The 15,186-nt window shown below is 56.8% G+C and carries 18 protein-coding genes; 14 read left to right on the top strand and 4 right to left on the bottom strand.

What is annotated here, in order from left to right; translation table 11 throughout:
* Nucleotides 1-29: 29 nt before the first annotated feature.
* The 11 genes from ftsB to lpxL all read left to right on the top strand — a co-directional run bounded on the left by ftsB (nucleotide 30) and on the right by lpxL (nucleotide 9,475).
* Nucleotides 30-395, top strand: a complete 366-nt coding sequence (gene ftsB, locus LG300_RS12170; RefSeq protein ID WP_404375583.1) for a cell division protein FtsB — start codon at nucleotides 30-32, stop codon at nucleotides 393-395.
* A complete protein-coding gene (ispD, locus tag LG300_RS12165) occupies nucleotides 392-1,102 on the top strand; it encodes a 2-C-methyl-D-erythritol 4-phosphate cytidylyltransferase (RefSeq protein ID WP_404375582.1) in 711 nt (236 codons plus the stop codon). The genes ftsB and ispD overlap by 4 nt, the downstream gene beginning before the upstream one ends.
* A complete protein-coding gene (gene ispF, locus LG300_RS12160) occupies nucleotides 1,102-1,590 on the top strand; it encodes a 2-C-methyl-D-erythritol 2,4-cyclodiphosphate synthase (RefSeq protein ID WP_404375580.1) in 489 nt (162 codons plus the stop codon). The genes ispD and ispF overlap by 1 nt, the downstream gene beginning before the upstream one ends.
* Nucleotides 1,583-2,623 (top strand): tRNA pseudouridine(13) synthase TruD, encoded by a 1,041-nt coding sequence (gene truD, locus LG300_RS12155; protein WP_404375579.1) that lies wholly within the window; start codon nucleotides 1,583-1,585, stop codon nucleotides 2,621-2,623. Before ispF ends, truD begins: the two co-directional genes overlap by 8 nt.
* 21 nt (nucleotides 2,624-2,644) lie before the next feature.
* Nucleotides 2,645-3,391 carry a 5'/3'-nucleotidase SurE gene (surE, locus tag LG300_RS12150; RefSeq protein ID WP_404375578.1) on the top strand — a complete coding sequence of 249 codons (747 nt, stop codon included), beginning with the start codon at nucleotides 2,645-2,647 and terminating at the stop codon, nucleotides 3,389-3,391.
* Nucleotides 3,378-4,055 carry a protein-L-isoaspartate(D-aspartate) O-methyltransferase gene (locus LG300_RS12145; protein ID WP_404375577.1) on the top strand — a complete coding sequence of 226 codons (678 nt, stop codon included), beginning with the start codon at nucleotides 3,378-3,380 and terminating at the stop codon, nucleotides 4,053-4,055. The genes surE and LG300_RS12145 overlap by 14 nt, the downstream gene beginning before the upstream one ends.
* On the top strand, nucleotides 4,052-4,990 hold the full coding sequence (locus LG300_RS12140; protein WP_404375576.1) for a DUF368 domain-containing protein: 939 nt from the start codon (nucleotides 4,052-4,054) through the stop codon (nucleotides 4,988-4,990). The genes LG300_RS12145 and LG300_RS12140 overlap by 4 nt, the downstream gene beginning before the upstream one ends.
* 115 nt (nucleotides 4,991-5,105) lie before the next feature.
* Nucleotides 5,106-6,143 (top strand): peptidoglycan DD-metalloendopeptidase family protein, encoded by a 1,038-nt coding sequence (locus LG300_RS12135; RefSeq protein WP_404375575.1) that lies wholly within the window; start codon nucleotides 5,106-5,108, stop codon nucleotides 6,141-6,143.
* Between the two features lie 151 nt (nucleotides 6,144-6,294).
* Complete coding sequence (gene rpoS / locus LG300_RS12130) at nucleotides 6,295-7,269, top strand: RNA polymerase sigma factor RpoS (protein WP_404375574.1); 975 nt, start codon at nucleotides 6,295-6,297, stop codon at nucleotides 7,267-7,269.
* A gap of 178 nt (nucleotides 7,270-7,447) precedes the next feature.
* Nucleotides 7,448-8,548, top strand: a complete 1,101-nt coding sequence (alr, locus tag LG300_RS12125; protein WP_404375573.1) for an alanine racemase — start codon at nucleotides 7,448-7,450, stop codon at nucleotides 8,546-8,548.
* 12 nt (nucleotides 8,549-8,560) lie between these two features.
* Entirely contained in the window at nucleotides 8,561-9,475 is a 915-nt protein-coding gene (gene lpxL / locus LG300_RS12120) for an LpxL/LpxP family Kdo(2)-lipid IV(A) lauroyl/palmitoleoyl acyltransferase (protein ID WP_404375572.1), read from the top strand.
* Nucleotides 9,476-9,586: 111 nt separating this feature from the next.
* Here lpxL and LG300_RS12115 read toward each other — a convergent pair whose 3' ends face one another.
* Complete coding sequence (locus tag LG300_RS12115; protein ID WP_404375571.1) at nucleotides 9,587-10,474, bottom strand: CsgG/HfaB family protein; 888 nt, start codon at nucleotides 10,472-10,474, stop codon at nucleotides 9,587-9,589.
* An 81-nt stretch (nucleotides 10,475-10,555) separates the two neighbouring features.
* Complete coding sequence (locus LG300_RS12110; RefSeq protein ID WP_404375570.1) at nucleotides 10,556-10,972, bottom strand: curli assembly protein CsgF; 417 nt, start codon at nucleotides 10,970-10,972, stop codon at nucleotides 10,556-10,558.
* Between the two features lie 405 nt (nucleotides 10,973-11,377).
* Between LG300_RS12110 and LG300_RS12105 the strand changes: the two genes are divergently transcribed.
* From LG300_RS12105 to LG300_RS12095, 3 genes are all read left to right on the top strand, one after another.
* Nucleotides 11,378-12,307, top strand: coding sequence for a hypothetical protein (locus tag LG300_RS12105; protein WP_404375569.1), 930 nt, complete (start codon nucleotides 11,378-11,380; stop codon nucleotides 12,305-12,307).
* An 86-nt stretch (nucleotides 12,308-12,393) separates the two neighbouring features.
* The gene (locus LG300_RS12100) at nucleotides 12,394-13,119 is read left to right on the top strand and encodes a hypothetical protein (protein WP_404375568.1); all 726 of its coding nucleotides are present in this window, start codon (nucleotides 12,394-12,396) and stop codon (nucleotides 13,117-13,119) included.
* A gap of 166 nt (nucleotides 13,120-13,285) precedes the next feature.
* Nucleotides 13,286-13,522, top strand: a complete 237-nt coding sequence (locus LG300_RS12095; RefSeq protein WP_404375567.1) for a PD-(D/E)XK nuclease domain-containing protein — start codon at nucleotides 13,286-13,288, stop codon at nucleotides 13,520-13,522.
* Between the two features lie 180 nt (nucleotides 13,523-13,702).
* On the opposite strand, the gene speD is transcribed toward LG300_RS12095, so the two are convergent.
* Nucleotides 13,703-14,497, bottom strand: coding sequence for an adenosylmethionine decarboxylase (gene speD / locus LG300_RS12090; protein WP_404375566.1), 795 nt, complete (start codon nucleotides 14,495-14,497; stop codon nucleotides 13,703-13,705).
* Nucleotides 14,498-14,716: 219 nt separating this feature from the next.
* On the bottom strand, nucleotides 14,717-15,136 hold the full coding sequence (locus tag LG300_RS12085; RefSeq protein WP_404375565.1) for an OsmC family protein: 420 nt from the start codon (nucleotides 15,134-15,136) through the stop codon (nucleotides 14,717-14,719).
* Nucleotides 15,137-15,186 lie beyond the last annotated feature (50 nt).

Genomic DNA, 15,186 nt, shown 5'->3' with positions numbered 1-15,186 from the left:
CGTTCTCGCTTTCACAAAGGACCTCTGTGATGCACAAATGGCTCGTGGCGATTCTGCTGGCCGTGCTGGGATTGCTTCAGTACCAGCTCTGGCTGGGAAGTGGCGGCTGGCAAGACCTCCAGGAGGTAGAGCGGCGCGTTGCCATGCAGGAGGCTGACAACGTGCCCATGCGTGAGCGCAATGCAAGGCTCGCAGCGGAAGTGACTGATTTAAAAAACGGTCTTGATGCTATTGAGGAGCGCGCCCGTAGCGATATGGGCATGGTACGCTCGGATGAGCAGTTTTATTGGGTGCCTGGTGTTGCTATCCAAAGTGAGCTGGTAGGTATTAATGCGGGGTTGGTCTCCCAACCGGGTGTTATACCGCCGCGCAGCAGTGAAGGCGGTGCACAATGAGTAACCCGCTATGGCTCGTGGTTCCCGCGGCGGGGCAGGGCAGGCGCATGGGTGCTGATAAACCTAAGCAGTATTTGACGCTGAACCATCAGCCTATCTTGGCCCACACCCTGGCGCGGCTTCACGCCGCTTTTCCACAGGCGCGGCTGGTGCTCTGCCTAGACAGCGATGACCGCTGGTTCGACCCTGCCTGGGTGCCGTTTACGCAGTGGCAGCGTGTACCGGGCGGTGCTGAACGTATGCATAGCGTATTAAACGCCTTGCAGGCGATGGCCGCTGAGGAGTCGGACCTGGTGATGGTTCACGATGTCGCACGCCCATGCATTACTCACGATGACCTCCACGCGCTTTACCAAGCCGCGCAGGCACACTCAGGCGGTGCGCTACTGGCAATGCCGGTGGCGGATACCATGAAGCGCGATAACGGTGCCCAGCTTAGCCAAATCACCGAGCCGCGGGATGGCCTGTGGCACGCGCTAACCCCCCAGGGTTTCCGCTACTCGCTGCTGCGCCATGCGCTGGAACAGGCGCTACAAAACGGCACCGTGGTCACCGATGAAGCCTCTGCGGTGGAAGCGCTGGGCGAGGCGCCACGGTTGGTAAGCGGGCGGCGCGATAACCTAAAAGTGACCCACCCTGACGACTTAGCCTTGGCGGCTGCCATTCTGGCCGCCCAAACGGCAACCGCCAGTAACAGGAGTTCCTAATGCGAATTGGCCACGGTTTTGACGTACACCGCTTTGGGCCGGGTGACCATTTAATGATTGGCGGCGTTAAGCTGCCGTTTAACCACGGTTTTGTGGCCCACTCCGATGGCGACGTGCTGCTCCACGCGATTAGCGATGCGCTACTGGGTGCCTGTGCACTGGGGGATATTGGCCGCCATTTTCCAGATACCGACCCCGCCTGGGCCGGTGCCGACAGCCGTGGCCTGCTGCGCCATGTGGTCGCATTGGTGCGGGGTGAAGGCTTTAACGTGGTAAACCTGGATGCAACGATCATGGCCCAGGCACCTAAAATGGCGCCCCATATTGATGCCATGCGTGCGGTGATCGCCGAGGATCTAGGCGTGACGCTTGGGCAGGTAAATGTCAAAGCCACTACCACCGAACGCCTTGGCTTTACCGGGCGCGGTGAAGGGATTGCCGCAGAAGCGGTTGTGCTGCTGGCGGCTCAAGAGGCGCTGAATGCTTAATCTCCCCTCGTGGCAGCGTAGCCTAACGCCCGCTTTCGGCGTGCCCGCGCCAGGCCAGTACCGCGCCCAGCCGGAAGATTTTATCGTCGATGAGCAGCTCGATTTTTCTCCAGAAGCCCACGGTGAGCACCTGTGGCTGCGGCTTGAAAAGCGCAACCAAACCACGTTAGATGTGGTGAAGCAGCTAAGCCGACTGTGCGGCGTTATGCCCCGGGATATTGGGTATTCCGGTATGAAAGATCGGGTCGCGGTGGCTCGCCAATGGTTAAGCATCCATTTGCCAGGGCGCGAGGCCCCTACAGATTTATCGGCGTCTTTGGCAGCGTTGGGCATTACGGTGCTTGAGCAGGCTCGCCACCCGCGCAAGCTCAAGCGGGGCGTGCACCGAACCAACCACTTTACCCTGCGCCTGAGCGGCGAGGCGGTTCAGTCCGCCGACTTTATCCCGCGCTGGGAAGCGCTCTGCGCCCAGGGCGTGCCCAACTATTTTGGCCACCAGCGCTTCGGGGCGGGGGCACGCAACTTACAGCGCGCCGCCACCGTGCTTGCCAAAGGTTGGCGCAAACGCGACGACCGCCAGGGCATGATACTCTCCACCGCCCGCAGTTTCTTATTCAATGAGCTGCTTAGCGCACGGTTGCGGGATGGTAACTGGTGCCAGCCCATCGCCGGGGATACCCTGATGCTCGATGGTACCCAAAGCGTGTTTGGCATTGAGTCGGTAGAAGAGAGTTTAATGGAGCGCGCCTCCGTGCTGGATGTTCACCCGACCGGCGTGCTATGGGGCGTTGGCCGCTCGGCAGGCGAAGAGGCGGGGGCCTACGAAGCGCAACTCGCCGCCCGGCATCCCGCGCTGTGTGAGGGGCTTGAGAAGAGCGGCGTAAAGCGCGGGCAACGGGCGCTGCGAGCTAGGCTCATTGCCCCACAGTTAACGTTTGAAGCAGACGCCGTGCAACTCTCGTTTGCCCTGCCGCGGGGCAGCTTTGCCACGGCGGTGATTGGCGAGTTAATTCATCATCCCGACACGGCTTAACGCTGAGGTGAGGAGGTTCCGATGCGGCGATTGCTGCTTTCCAACGACGACGGTGTTCACGCCCCCGGCCTTAGGGCGCTTTACGAGGCGCTAACGCCCCACGCCAATCTGCGCGTGGTCGCTCCTGACCGTGACCGCAGCGGGGCCAGTAATTCGCTGACGCTATCGCGGCCGCTAGCGCTGACGGCGTTAGACAACGGCTTTTATAGCGTGGATGGCACCCCAGCCGACTGCGTCTATTTAGGTGTGAATGGGGTGTGGGACGAGCGGCCGGATTTGGTCATTTCAGGGATTAATCACGGCAGCAACCTCGGTGATGATGTGCTCTATTCCGGCACGGTCGCCGCTGCCATGGAGGGGCGCAATCTTGGCATGACCGCGATTGCTATGTCGCTGTGCGGCACTCATCACTTTGCCACGGCCGCGAAAGTCGCCGCGAGCCTCATTGGCGCTGCTGACCAGCTCTCGCTACCGCCCCGTACGCTGCTAAACGTGAACGTGCCCGATCTTCCCTGGGAGGAGGTCAAAGGGGTTAAGGTGACCCGCTTGGGCTACCGCGGCCCGGCGGAGAAGCCGGTGCCGGTGCAAGACCCCCGTGGCCGTACCCGTTACTGGATTGCCCCGGTGGCGGCTAACGCTGACGACGGTGAAGATACCGACTTTGCGGCCATCGAAGCCGGCTATGTGTCGATTACGCCGCTGCAAACCGATTTAACGCGCCACCCCGCGCGCCGCGATGTGCAGGACTGGTTGGATGCCTTTGCCTGAGCTATCCCCTGGTGAGCTGCGCGGTCGCGGCATGACCTCCCAGCGCACTCGGGACCGCATGATCAAACGGCTGATCCAGCAGGGCGTTCGTGACCAGTGCGTGCTGGATATCATGGCAAGCGAGCCGCGCCACTTGTTTGTTGATGAGGCGCTTGCCCACCGCGCCTACGAAGATACCGCCCTGCCCATTGGTTTCGGTCAAACGCTCTCTCAGCCGCTAACGGTGGCGCGCATGACCGAGCTGGTACTACGTGCATCGCCCCGGCGGGTGCTGGAGGTGGGCACCGGGTCGGGCTATCAAACGCTGATTCTGTCACGTCTTGTCGAAACGCTTTACTCCGTGGAGCGAATCTATACGCTGCACGAACGGGCAGCGGAGCGGCTGTGGCGGCTCGATGCCCCGGCTACCCTCGCCGTGGCGGATGGCGGAGAAGGCTGGCCGGAAGCCGCGCCGTTCGACGTTATTCTGCTGACAGCGTGCGCGCAAACGCTGCCGGAAGTACTACTGGAACAGCTAAGCTATGACGGCGTGCTCATCGCACCGCTAGAAGAGTCAGATGGCAGCCAGTGGCTAACCCAAATCAAGCGGATTGGCTCTGCCTTTGAAAAACGTCGGCTTGAACCCGTGCGTTTTGTACCCCTATTGCAAGGAGTGGTGGATTGAAGCGTCGACCCATAGGACTATTTTTGAAAGGCGCCGGGATGGGCGCCGCCGATGCAGTGCCTGGCGTATCGGGAGGCACCATTGCCTTCATTACCGGTATTTATGAAGAGCTCATCAATACCATCAAGCAGTTTGGCCCCAGCGCCCTGGGTGCTTGGCGTCGTGGAGGCTGGAAAGGGCTAGCGCTGCACTTAAATTTAGCTTTTCTCGTCCCGCTGCTATTGGGAGTTGCGGTAAGCCTAGTCAGCGTGGCGCACATAGCGCTGTGGCTGATGGAGGCGCAACCACTGCTGCTGGAAGGGTTCTTCTTCGGGCTCGTGGCGGCCTCGGCGCTGGTGGTCGGGCAGGCCGGAGAACGATGGAAAATTTGGTACTTGCTGCCGCTGGCGATTGGGTTAATGTTAGCCAAACTGCTTCCCGGCATGATGCCGCTGGTGCTAATGATCGGTAATGAAGCGCTGGTCGTCATAGTGGCAGGTGCTATCGCTATCAGTGCCATGCTGCTGCCTGGCGTATCCGGTAGCTTTTTACTGCTCACTATGGGGCTCTACGGCACCATCATGGGGGCTATCCGTAGCTTTGATATCGGCATTATTATGCTGTTTGGAATGGGGTGCATTATCGGGCTGGCGCTCTCATCACGGCTGCTTTCGTGGCTGCTGCGCCGCTACCACGGCGCGACACTGCAGCTACTGCTGGGCTTCATTGTTGGCTCGCTACCGGTTCTCTGGCCCTGGCGTGAACTGGTACGCTATCAGCTAGGCCCCGATGGGCAGATGATACCGCTGGCTTATCGCTATTTACTGCCTAGCGATTACGCCGTGCTGACAGGAGCGTCGGCACAGGTAGCAGGCGTGGTAACGTTAATGGCCGTTGGCGCGCTGCTGGTCGTATTATTGAACCGCCGTGCGGCCTACCATGCCCAGCATCGTTGATAGGCGGTCGCTTAATAGGCAGCCACCCCACAAACAGTCGTTCAATTGATAGCCATTCAATTGATGGCCACTCAATTGATAGTTAGCGCGCGGCGTAGAAAAGGAGTAGGGTTTGATGCGTAAGGTTTTCATCATGACGGCATTGGCGCTGGCAGTTAGCGGTTGTGCTAATCAGCAGCACAATACGCCGCAGGTGCGCGATTTGAGCGAAGCCCGTAGCGCGGTCGAAAATTCGCCCCAGTACACCGTTAAAGCGGGCGATACGCTCTACGGTATCGCTTGGCAACACAACCTGGATTACCGCCGGTTGGCAGCCATTAATAATATAGACGCGCCCTATCAAATTTATCCTGGTCAAACCATTGCGCTGCGGGAAGGCGCAGGCAGCGGCCAGCCTAGTGGCACTACCTCACAAACCGCGCCAGCAACGGGTGGCGCGGTGGCAACGGGCCTGCAGCCCCAAGCGACCGCCGTTGCCAACAACGAACAAGATCTTGACTGGTTGCTACCGGATGAGAGCGCCATTGAGCGTAACCAGCGGCTTACCGCCGAGCGGGCAGAGCGCACCGCAGTGGAAGCTTCTCAGCAGGTGGCTGCCGCTGCTAACACGCCAGCTGAATCCAGCGATGCACAGCCCGCCCAGCCAGTGCAGGAGCCTGAACCAACTCCAGAGCCAGAGCCTGATCCAGCCCCAGCAGCGACGGCAGAACCTGAACCCGAGGCCCAGCCCACTCAAACCGCACGCGTAGACCGCTCGTCGCGCACCTTTACACCGGCTGAAAATATCGAATGGCAGTGGCCAACCGAGGGCCAGGTTACCGGTGAATTTGGGCAGGGGGGTAGCATTACCGCTGGGATTGATATCGCCGGGCAAAAGGGGCAACCTGTTCGTGCAGCAGGCCCTGGTATTGTGGTTTACGCCGGTAGCGGCGTACGCGGCTACGGTAACCTGATTCTACTGAAACACAACGATCAGTTTCTCAGTGCCTATGCACATAATGATAGTTTAAACGTCAAAGAGAATGATGTCGTCGAGGCAGGAGAAGTGATTGCCACGATGGGCGATAGCGATGCAGATGGCGTCAAACTGCATTTTGAGGTGCGCCGCGATGGCCAGCCGCAAAATCCGTTGGACTATCTGCCATCTCGCTAGCCATCCCTTGGCAGGTGTAAAGTACGCCTGCCAGGACTACCCGAAGAGCTGAATCAGGGCGTCATATAACAATAAGGTGTACGCGCACAGGGAGTGCGACCACGCTCACTTTTCTACATGGCGGATAGGCGAAACAACGGGGGGTATGACCATGAGTATGCTGGAGAAGGACCTACAGGAGATTGACTTGGATGAGGTTGAAGAGGCGCTGGATGACGCCGACGACGACATTACGGCAGAGGAAGAGGCGTTTGAAAAAGCGCTCGGCCGTGAAGACCGTCAATCGACTCAAAGCTTGGACGCAACACAGATCTACCTCAATGAGATCGGCTTTTCACCGCTACTGACGCCCGAAGAAGAGGTCTATTATGGCCGCTTGGCGCGTAAGGGCGATGCGTTGGGCCGCTCACGGATGATTGAGTCCAACCTGCGTTTAGTGGTTAAGATTGCGAGGCGCTATCTTAACCGGGGCCTAACGCTGCTAGATTTGATTGAGGAAGGGAATCTTGGCCTGATTCGGGCAGTGGAGAAGTTTGACCCAGAGCGTGGCTTCCGTTTCTCCACCTACGCTACCTGGTGGATTCGACAGACCATTGAGCGCGCATTAATGAACCAAACGCGCACCATCCGACTACCGATCCACGTGGTGAAAGAGCTCAATATTTACCTGCGAGCCGCCCGTGAACTCACCCAGAAGCTAGATCACGAAGCCACCGCTGAAGAGATCGCCGAGCATCTTGATAAACCAGTTGAAACGGTTAAGAAGATGCTGGGGCTTAACGAGCGGGTCTCATCAGTGGACTACCCCATGGGCGGCGAAAGCGATAAGCCGCTGATCGATACCCTGACTGACGATGAAGTGCTGGGGCCAGAAGCGTGCTTAGTGGATGGTGATGTGCGCGAACACGTGGACCACTGGCTAGATGAATTAAGCGAGAAGCAGCGTGAAGTTGTCGTACGCCGCTTTGGTTTACGTGGCCATGAAGCGGCTACTCTGGAAGAGGTCGGAGCCGAAATTGGCCTAACGCGTGAGCGAGTACGCCAAATTCAGGTGGAAGCATTAAAGAAACTGCGTCGCTCCTTGGAAAAGCAGGGGCTTTCCCTCGACGCGATTTTCGAGGGCTAATCCCGAGACGAAAGCAACACGAGCGCTTCCGGAAAACCTAATGGAAGCATGAATAGCGCACCGAGTGACCTGCTCGGTGCGCTATTTTTAGGGCTAACCATTTTCATCCCTACGTTATTGAGTGACGTCACTCAGCCCGGCAGATGAGCCGCAACGTGACCTGATAAGAGAGAGAACTATGCGCCCGTTAGTGGCCCATATTGATTTGGACGCGCTGCGTCACAACTATCAACTGGCGTGCCGCTGCGCGCCGCAAAGCCGTTCCGTCGCAGTGATTAAAGCCGATGCTTACGGGCATGGTGCCCTTGCCTGTGCACAAGCGTTGGAAGCCGATGTCCCCGCCTTCGCTGTGGCCTGCATCGAAGAGGCGCTGAGCCTGCGCGAAGGAGGCATCAAAGCGCCGATTGTGCTGCTGGAGGGCATTTTCAGTGCTGATGAGCTGGCGCTGGTAGACCAACATCGTTTATGGATCAGCGTACACAGCGCATGGCAGGTCGAAGCGCTGCTGGCGTACTCGCCGCAGCAGCCTATTCCTGTTTGGTTGAAGGTAGATTCGGGAATGCACCGCCTGGGGTTCTCGCTCCAGGAGGCGTCTAGTGTTTGGCAACGTTTAGTGGACGCCCCCCAGGTAACGGCACTGCACCTAATGAGTCACTTTGCCACCGCCGACGCCCGTGACCCTAGCTACTTTAATCATCAGATGGCCGCGCTAAAAAGCTTAGCGGACGAGTTGAAAGCGCCGCTATGTTTAGCAAACTCCCCAGCAACCCTTGCCTGGCCTGCAGCCCATGGGGACTGGAACCGCCCCGGTGTGATGCTCTATGGCAGCGATCCGCTAGAAGTTGCCAACGAGACCACCCGGCAGCTGCGCCCGGTGATGACCCTGCGCTCAGAAATTATTGCTCTGCGCGAGTTAGCAGAGGGTGAACCGGTGGGCTATGGTGGGCGCTGGAAAGCTAAGCGGCCCTCGAAAATTGCCGTGGTTGCCGCAGGCTACGGCGATGGCTACGACCGCCACGCGGTAGATGGCACGCCGGTGCTGGTGAACGGCCAACGCTGCCCCATTGCTGGTAAAGTCTCCATGGATATGCTCACGGTGGATGTCACTGATATACCCGATGCCGCCATTGGCAGTGAAGTGGTGCTCTGGGGCCGCGCCAGCAACGGCACCGTGTTGACGGTGGATGAGGTGGCTCGCTACTGCGAGACGATCAGCTATACGCTGCTGACCGGTGTTCTGCCCAGGGCGCCGCGGCGTTATCATGGGGCTCACGTTTAAACGGTTATCTGTATGTCAAAAGCGTCTTATCCGCGCTCCTTTGCGCATCCCCGCTACTGGTCAACCTGGCTGGCGATTGGTTCGATGTATGTGGCGGCTTGGCTGCCGTGGCGACTAAGACTATGGGTTGGCAAAGCCATTGGGCTCATGGCATGGCGCTTTGTGAAGCGTCGTCGACACATTACAGCGACGAACATTGCGCTCTGCTTTCCTGAAAAAAGTGCTGACGAGCAGCATCAGCTGGTCAAAGAGACGTTTATTGCCAATGGCATCGGTTTAGTGGAAACCGCCACAGGATGGTGCCGCGATGCGGAAGGGCTGCGCCATCGGGTGGCGTATCACGGCCAGGAGCACCTTGCCCGCGCCAAAGCGCAGGGTAAGGGCGTGCTGGTGGTCGGTATTCACTTCTCGACGCTGGATTTAGGCGGAGCGCTGCACTCGCTGTTTTTTCCGGCCGATGTAGTCTATCGCCCCCATAACAACCCGCTGTTCGAGCGCTTTATGACCCGTGCGCGTTCGCGCATCTTCGGCCAAGCCATCGACCGCCATGACCTGCGCGGCATGGTGCGCTGCATTAAGGCGGGGCACATTGTCTGGTACTCGCCGGATCAGGATTTTGGCCGCGATGTGAGCGTATTTGCACCACTCTTTGGTCAGCAAGCGGCGACTATCCGCCTCACCGCTAAAATTGCCCGTATGACCGGTGCCGCCGTGGTGCCGTTGATGTTCCACCGCAACCCGGATAACCGCACCTATACCATCGAGTGCCTACCCGCTTTCGAGCACTTCCCCAGCGGCGATGAACTGGCCGATGCTACCCGGGTCAATGCGTTTATCGAGCGGGCGATCCGCAAGCACCCCGAGCAGTATCTATGGCTGCACCGGCGGTTTAAGACCCGCCCAGAGGGCGAAGCCGGTTTTTACTAGCTGCTTGACACTCCCCAATGAAAGTGACTCTACCCCTCCTAAAGCCTCATTCAGCTACATTGATGGTCAAGTCGCACATCAATGGAAAGAGGGGAAGAGTCATACATCTGGCTACATTGGGCCAGAGGGTGAATAACCCCCTTCCGACCTAATATCTGCCGCGTCGATCGTGCGTTGACGCATCGCCCGATAGGCTGCAACCACCTGCGCACCTTCATCCGGATCCGCGAAGGCAAAGTCGCCGGCAATCACGCCTTCGACGATCAGTGCATAAACCGCAGCTTCGATTGCCTCGCGCACCGCGATGTTTGTCGGCTCATTAGATGTTATGCCCGCCTCCGCCTCGAGAATTTCCTCGTCGGCGATGAACTTGAAGACACTGCCCTGAAGTAACACTGACAGGATCGACTTTCGCGTGTTGACCGATCGCACGATCTTACCACTCTGAACGCTGACGAGCCGGAGGCCCACCTCAACGACATCAGTGCGGTATTCGGTATTACCACCGATCCCAAGTAACCTCGCCCCGAAACCACCTGTAGTGATGTTCGTGTCATAACTGACGATACCTCCTTCCAGGATAGTCCCAGCGTAAATTAGCGCAGGCAGCGTCGCTGCCTGCGCGCCCTGATACGCCTCCCGTTGCTGACGTATAATTTGTCGCTCTTGCAACAGGTTCGCCAGTCCTGAGCGTTCAACGACGTCAAACCAGCTACCCATCCCGGCGCGTAGCAGAGCGTCGATCAGAATCTGGCTCCCCCCCTGCGTAACTGCCGTTGAGAGTTCGGCGACATTCTCCTTTGGTTTCCGCTGACCCGAAAGGTCGGGAAAATCGTAAACAGCGACGGCCAACTTATTCTGTGGTGGAGGCAAGTTAGCGAGCGTGTAGCCTGAGCGGGTGATCGAATTCACCTCCGGCGGCTCGGAAAACATTTCAGCTGGCGATTTGCCGACTGGTGTCGCGCATCCTGAAATTAACGCCACCATCGCGAGAAGCATGTGAATTTTGTTCTTGTCGATTTTTCGATCCTCCCTGGCTGGATTGTTACACCTTGCTGCCTTACCGCGCAGAACATGTCTTTAGTATGTCGGCGCCGGAATAAGGAGTTCGGTCTCGGCACCGGTCACGATGTCTAGGAGCACAATTTCAAGCTGGTCAAGACCCGAGCGCGCGAACTTGATGCGTGTGTCACCGATCGTGAATTCGCCCGATTCCTGTGCATCCTCTCCGAAAATTCGGTCTGAAATCTGGCGAGACACTTCGCCTAGGATTCGGCGTTCAATCGAGGCAGCAAAGGCATCAATCGGATCAACCGGCTCAAAGGTGACATCGTCGTATTCGTTCTGGATATCAGCGAGTCCGAGTAAGTGTGCGCTGTTGAAGCTATCACCGCCAAAAGAGGGATTGATGGGGTGGTACACGAGATCCTGCGCTTGTGTGCTGACCGCACCAAAAATAAGGCAAGGGAGTACGAATGGGAGAAAAAATTTCATCATTCAGATTCCTTCCAATGCAATCGATCAACGCCTACTGATCGAAAAGTTATTTGTCATGCGAACCGCAATATCAAAATCAAACGCCGGTCGCTGAAAATGGGACTTAGATCACGGATACCCAAACCGCGAGGGCTTCTTCCGCGGGGCCGAGGGCAACAGTGCATTGATTTGTCCTCTCTATGTAAGGCATGCACATGCACTTAATGACTTACATAGCTTTAACAAATAAGTCCCAAATATTTATTAAATGTAACAGTTAAGTTAGCAGAGGTTACGCTTCGTGACTAGAGTATTTGTGTCTGCTACCCATAAGTAAGCAATGACATGCCTCCATTAGGCGCGGTCGGGGAACGCAGGACAGTAATCAAATCGTGTTTTAGCAGAAGCTAAAAAGGGGAAAAGACCATGCGTAAAATAATACTTAGTGCTTCAGTGCTCGCGCTCGGCTTGGCTGCCGGTACGGCAAACGCCGATAACAACCGCCTCTTCATCGAACAGGTCGGTGATAACAACTTTCTCGGTGCCAACCAAGACGGTACCAACAACGAGACTTACGCTGTCCAGAACGGAAATTTCAACAGCGGTGGCGCATCGACAGATGTTGGTCCTGGTACCAATAACAACAACCAGGTGCTGCTGAAGCAGGATGGAAACCGCAACATTGGCGCTTGGAGCTTTCAGTCTGGAACTCTGGGCTTTGGGAACAACACGATAGGCATCGTCCAGGAAACGAACCAGAACTTTGCTGGCCTGAGCAACCAAGATGGGCCGACGACCAACAGCCAAATCTTCATTAAGCAGACTGGTGGCAACGGCAACTATGTTGGCAACGGTGCGTCAGTTAGCAGTAACTCAGGCAACAGCGCAAGCAACGGTTCGACCGTGGGATTCACGAATCCAGGGGTCGACATTAGCCTAGTCGAAGGGTCTAGCGTCTACTCCTTGCCCACCAGCGGCGACTCAAACGGTCGCATCCATGGCGACGGTAATGCAGTCGGCGTGATCCAAAGCGGGGCTGCCAATGCGCTTGCTATTAACGTCGTCGGCAATAACAACCGCGTGGGCGGTGCCGGCACTTTGGGCGTTATGACTGGGCCCGTCAGTCTGAATGAATTCACCGATAGCGGAAACTATTTCAGCGACTCACCGACTGTCGATCCGACGGGAGTCTTTACTCTCGACGGTATCGCCAGTCAGGACGGTAACAACAATACCGGTGTAATTGCGATTACTGGTAACAGCAACGCCGTGAGCTTCAGCCAAGCTGGAAACAATAACGTTAACGAAGTGTATGTGAGCGGTACTGGCAACCTTGCAGTGGCCAACCAGTACTGAGGTGTTATTCACCCGTCGGGCGGCTGAACAGCCGTCCGGCGTATGAATAGCTGATTTTGGCTTAGCGTTAAATAAGAGGTATTGCCGTGTCCAAGTACATGATTTTATGGCTGGTGGCGGCATTGCTCTCCTCTGCCGTAAGCGCATCTTCAGCGGACACGCTCCTAATTGAGCAGATTGGAGCGGGACATATCGCCGGCATACAGCAAGCCAGCCCTAAGAGCTACGCCCGCATCACCCAGACTGACACAGGCAATACAGCGTTGATCGGCCAGGGCGGTGCGATGGCTGACAGAGTTGCGATGACTGAAGCAATTGATGAAGGCTACCTAGCCAACTTCACCCTACTTGACACTGTAGGACAGGGCGGGCGCGACAACTCGGCCTCAGTTATCCAGGCAGGAGACGGCCAGCAGGCGCTAATTTTGCAAGGCGGTGAGCGCAACAGTGCAGTCATGGAGCAGAGCGGCAGTGCCAACCGTGGCGCTGTGCTACAGGAAGGCGCGGGTAACTTCGCCACTCTCGAACAAGCAGGCGCTGGAAACCTTGGTATCATCCTGTCAGTCGGTGACGACAACACTGCAACGCTGGTGCAAGATGGGCTAGAAAATCGCGGTGCTATCTCGCTGGCGGGTTCGCGAAACCAAGTGCGTCTAACCGAGATAGGCAACCGCAACGACGCTACCGTTACTATCCTCGGCAACGACAACGGCTATGAACTCAACATCCTCGCCAGTGATAAGCAGGTTGCCGTCAAGATCCAGGGGGATAATGTCCCGCTTCCGCTCTCCAGCCTCACCATTCGCGACTAGCCCATGTTCTTTGAGGACTCCAGTGCTCGCCCCTCGGTATATTTTGTCGACACAAGCAGTATAGTACTGTGCAAACCAACAGCTGGTCAGTGCTACTGATTGATAAGTACGATAAGCCAATCCTCGATAATCTTCTGGAACTAGAGTGCGTCCGTGAGCTGTGTGAATGCCTGAAATCACCGTCCGTGTGGATATAATTGTTGACTCAGGAGGTCACTTCTACATATTTAAAACTAAGGTAGTAGAGCAGCTGCCTGAGGGCAGCAAGGCGCTGGAACAGATCAAGGCGAAAGGTTACGCTGATAAATACTTTGCTACGGGCAGGTCTATCCATCTGACCGGGGTAGAGTTTTCCAGCGAAAAGCGGCAGTTTGTGGCATTTGAGATAGATACCATTTGTTGACAGCGACATAACTCAACGGCTAAGTGCAAAGCTAACCTGAGTGAGCCTTGCTTTGGCTCAGTTGTTGACACTTGTTTGTCATGCTAGTGGGCATGATAAAAAAAGCCGCCCCATTTGCCCGGAGCGGCTTTTCGTTGGCTGGATATCCCGTTTTAAGTCTATCTCGATTAAAGCAATGCCTTAATCGAGATTACGGGAGTAGAAGATCTCCAGCATCTCTTTACGCAGGCGGCTTTCGATATCCCGCGCTTCTTCAAAGGTGATGTCGCGGCGGGAGGTGCCGAACAGGTAGTTATCCAGTTCGAAGTCTTTCAGCAGCATCTTGGTGTGGAACATGTTCTCTTGATACACGTTCACGTCGATCATTTGGTAGGCCTGCTTGGTGTCTTCCGCCAAGTAGTCCTGAATCGAGGTGATGTCGTGGTCAATAAACAGCTTTTTGCCGTCCACATCCCGTGTAAAGCCGCGCACACGGTAGTCCATAGTGACGATGTCGGAGTCGAAGCTATGGATCAGGTAGTTCAGCGCTTTCAGCGGGCTGATATGCCCACAGGTCGAAACATCGATATCCAGGCGGAAGGTGCTAATACCGTTGTCGGGGTGCGATTCCGGGTAGCTGTGTACCGTCACATGGCTTTTATCCAAGTGGGCCACCACGGTTTCCGGTAGCGGACCAGGACCCGGTTCGGTTTGCCCTGCGGTTGGCTCATCCAGCTCGTGTTCAGCGATCAGGATGGTTACGCTGGCGCCGTGGGGCTCGTAATCTTGGCGCGAAATATTCAGCACATGAGCGCCGATGATATTCGTCACGTCCTTAAGAATCTGCGTCAAACGTTCGGCGTTGTAAAGCTCATCGATATAGTCGATGTAAGCCGCACGCTGCTCTTCGGTTTTGGCGTAACAGATGTCGTAAATATTGAAGCTCAACGAGCTTGTCAGGTTGTTGAACCCGTGGAGTCGGAGATTATCTGACACGTCCGAACCTCCCTATGGCAGATGAAGACACCCCGACGATCCAGCGCCGGAACCGATAAACACTTGTTACCGTGCTGACGCAGCCGCGATTCATCAGGCGGCCCCGCACTACGCAGTATGGGGAAAAACAAGCGGGCGTATTATGCCCGCCTGCGGCGTGGGTTGCATCCGGCCACGCAATTTTTTTTGAACCCGAGGGGAGCCGTCGCGGCGTGTGGTTCAAGCCTCGACAATCTCGTAGGAGTGGGTGACCTCAACGCCGCCCTTCACCAGCATAATTGAGGCGCTGCAGTACTTCTCGGCCGAAAGCTCCACGGCCCGCTGAACCTGTTTCTCTTTCAAGCCACGACCAGTGACCACAAAGTGGACGTGAATCTTGGTGAACACAGACGGCACTTCATCGGCGCGCTCGGCGTCCAGCTCGGCCACGCAGTCGGTGACATCCGCACGGGCCTTATCAAGAATGTTCAAAATATCAAAGGCGGTGCAGCTGCCCATGCCCATTAGCAGCATTTCCATCGGCCGAGGGCCGGTGTTGCGGCCGCCATGGTTGGGTGGGCCGTCAATCACAACGCTGTGTCCACTACCGGATTCCGCCACGAACTGGCGGCCATCGGTCCATTTTACCCGTGCTTTCACGTTGCTCTCCTCATCTTGGCGACGAAAGGTAAGTCGCGCAGCATAACATT

The sequence above is a fragment of the Vreelandella aquamarina genome (genome assembly GCF_044805175.1).
Taxonomy (GTDB): Bacteria; Pseudomonadota; Gammaproteobacteria; order Pseudomonadales; family Halomonadaceae; genus Vreelandella; species Vreelandella aquamarina_B.
The sequence above is the reverse complement of the archived record's forward strand: the minus strand, read 5'-3'. Positions and strand labels throughout refer to the sequence as shown.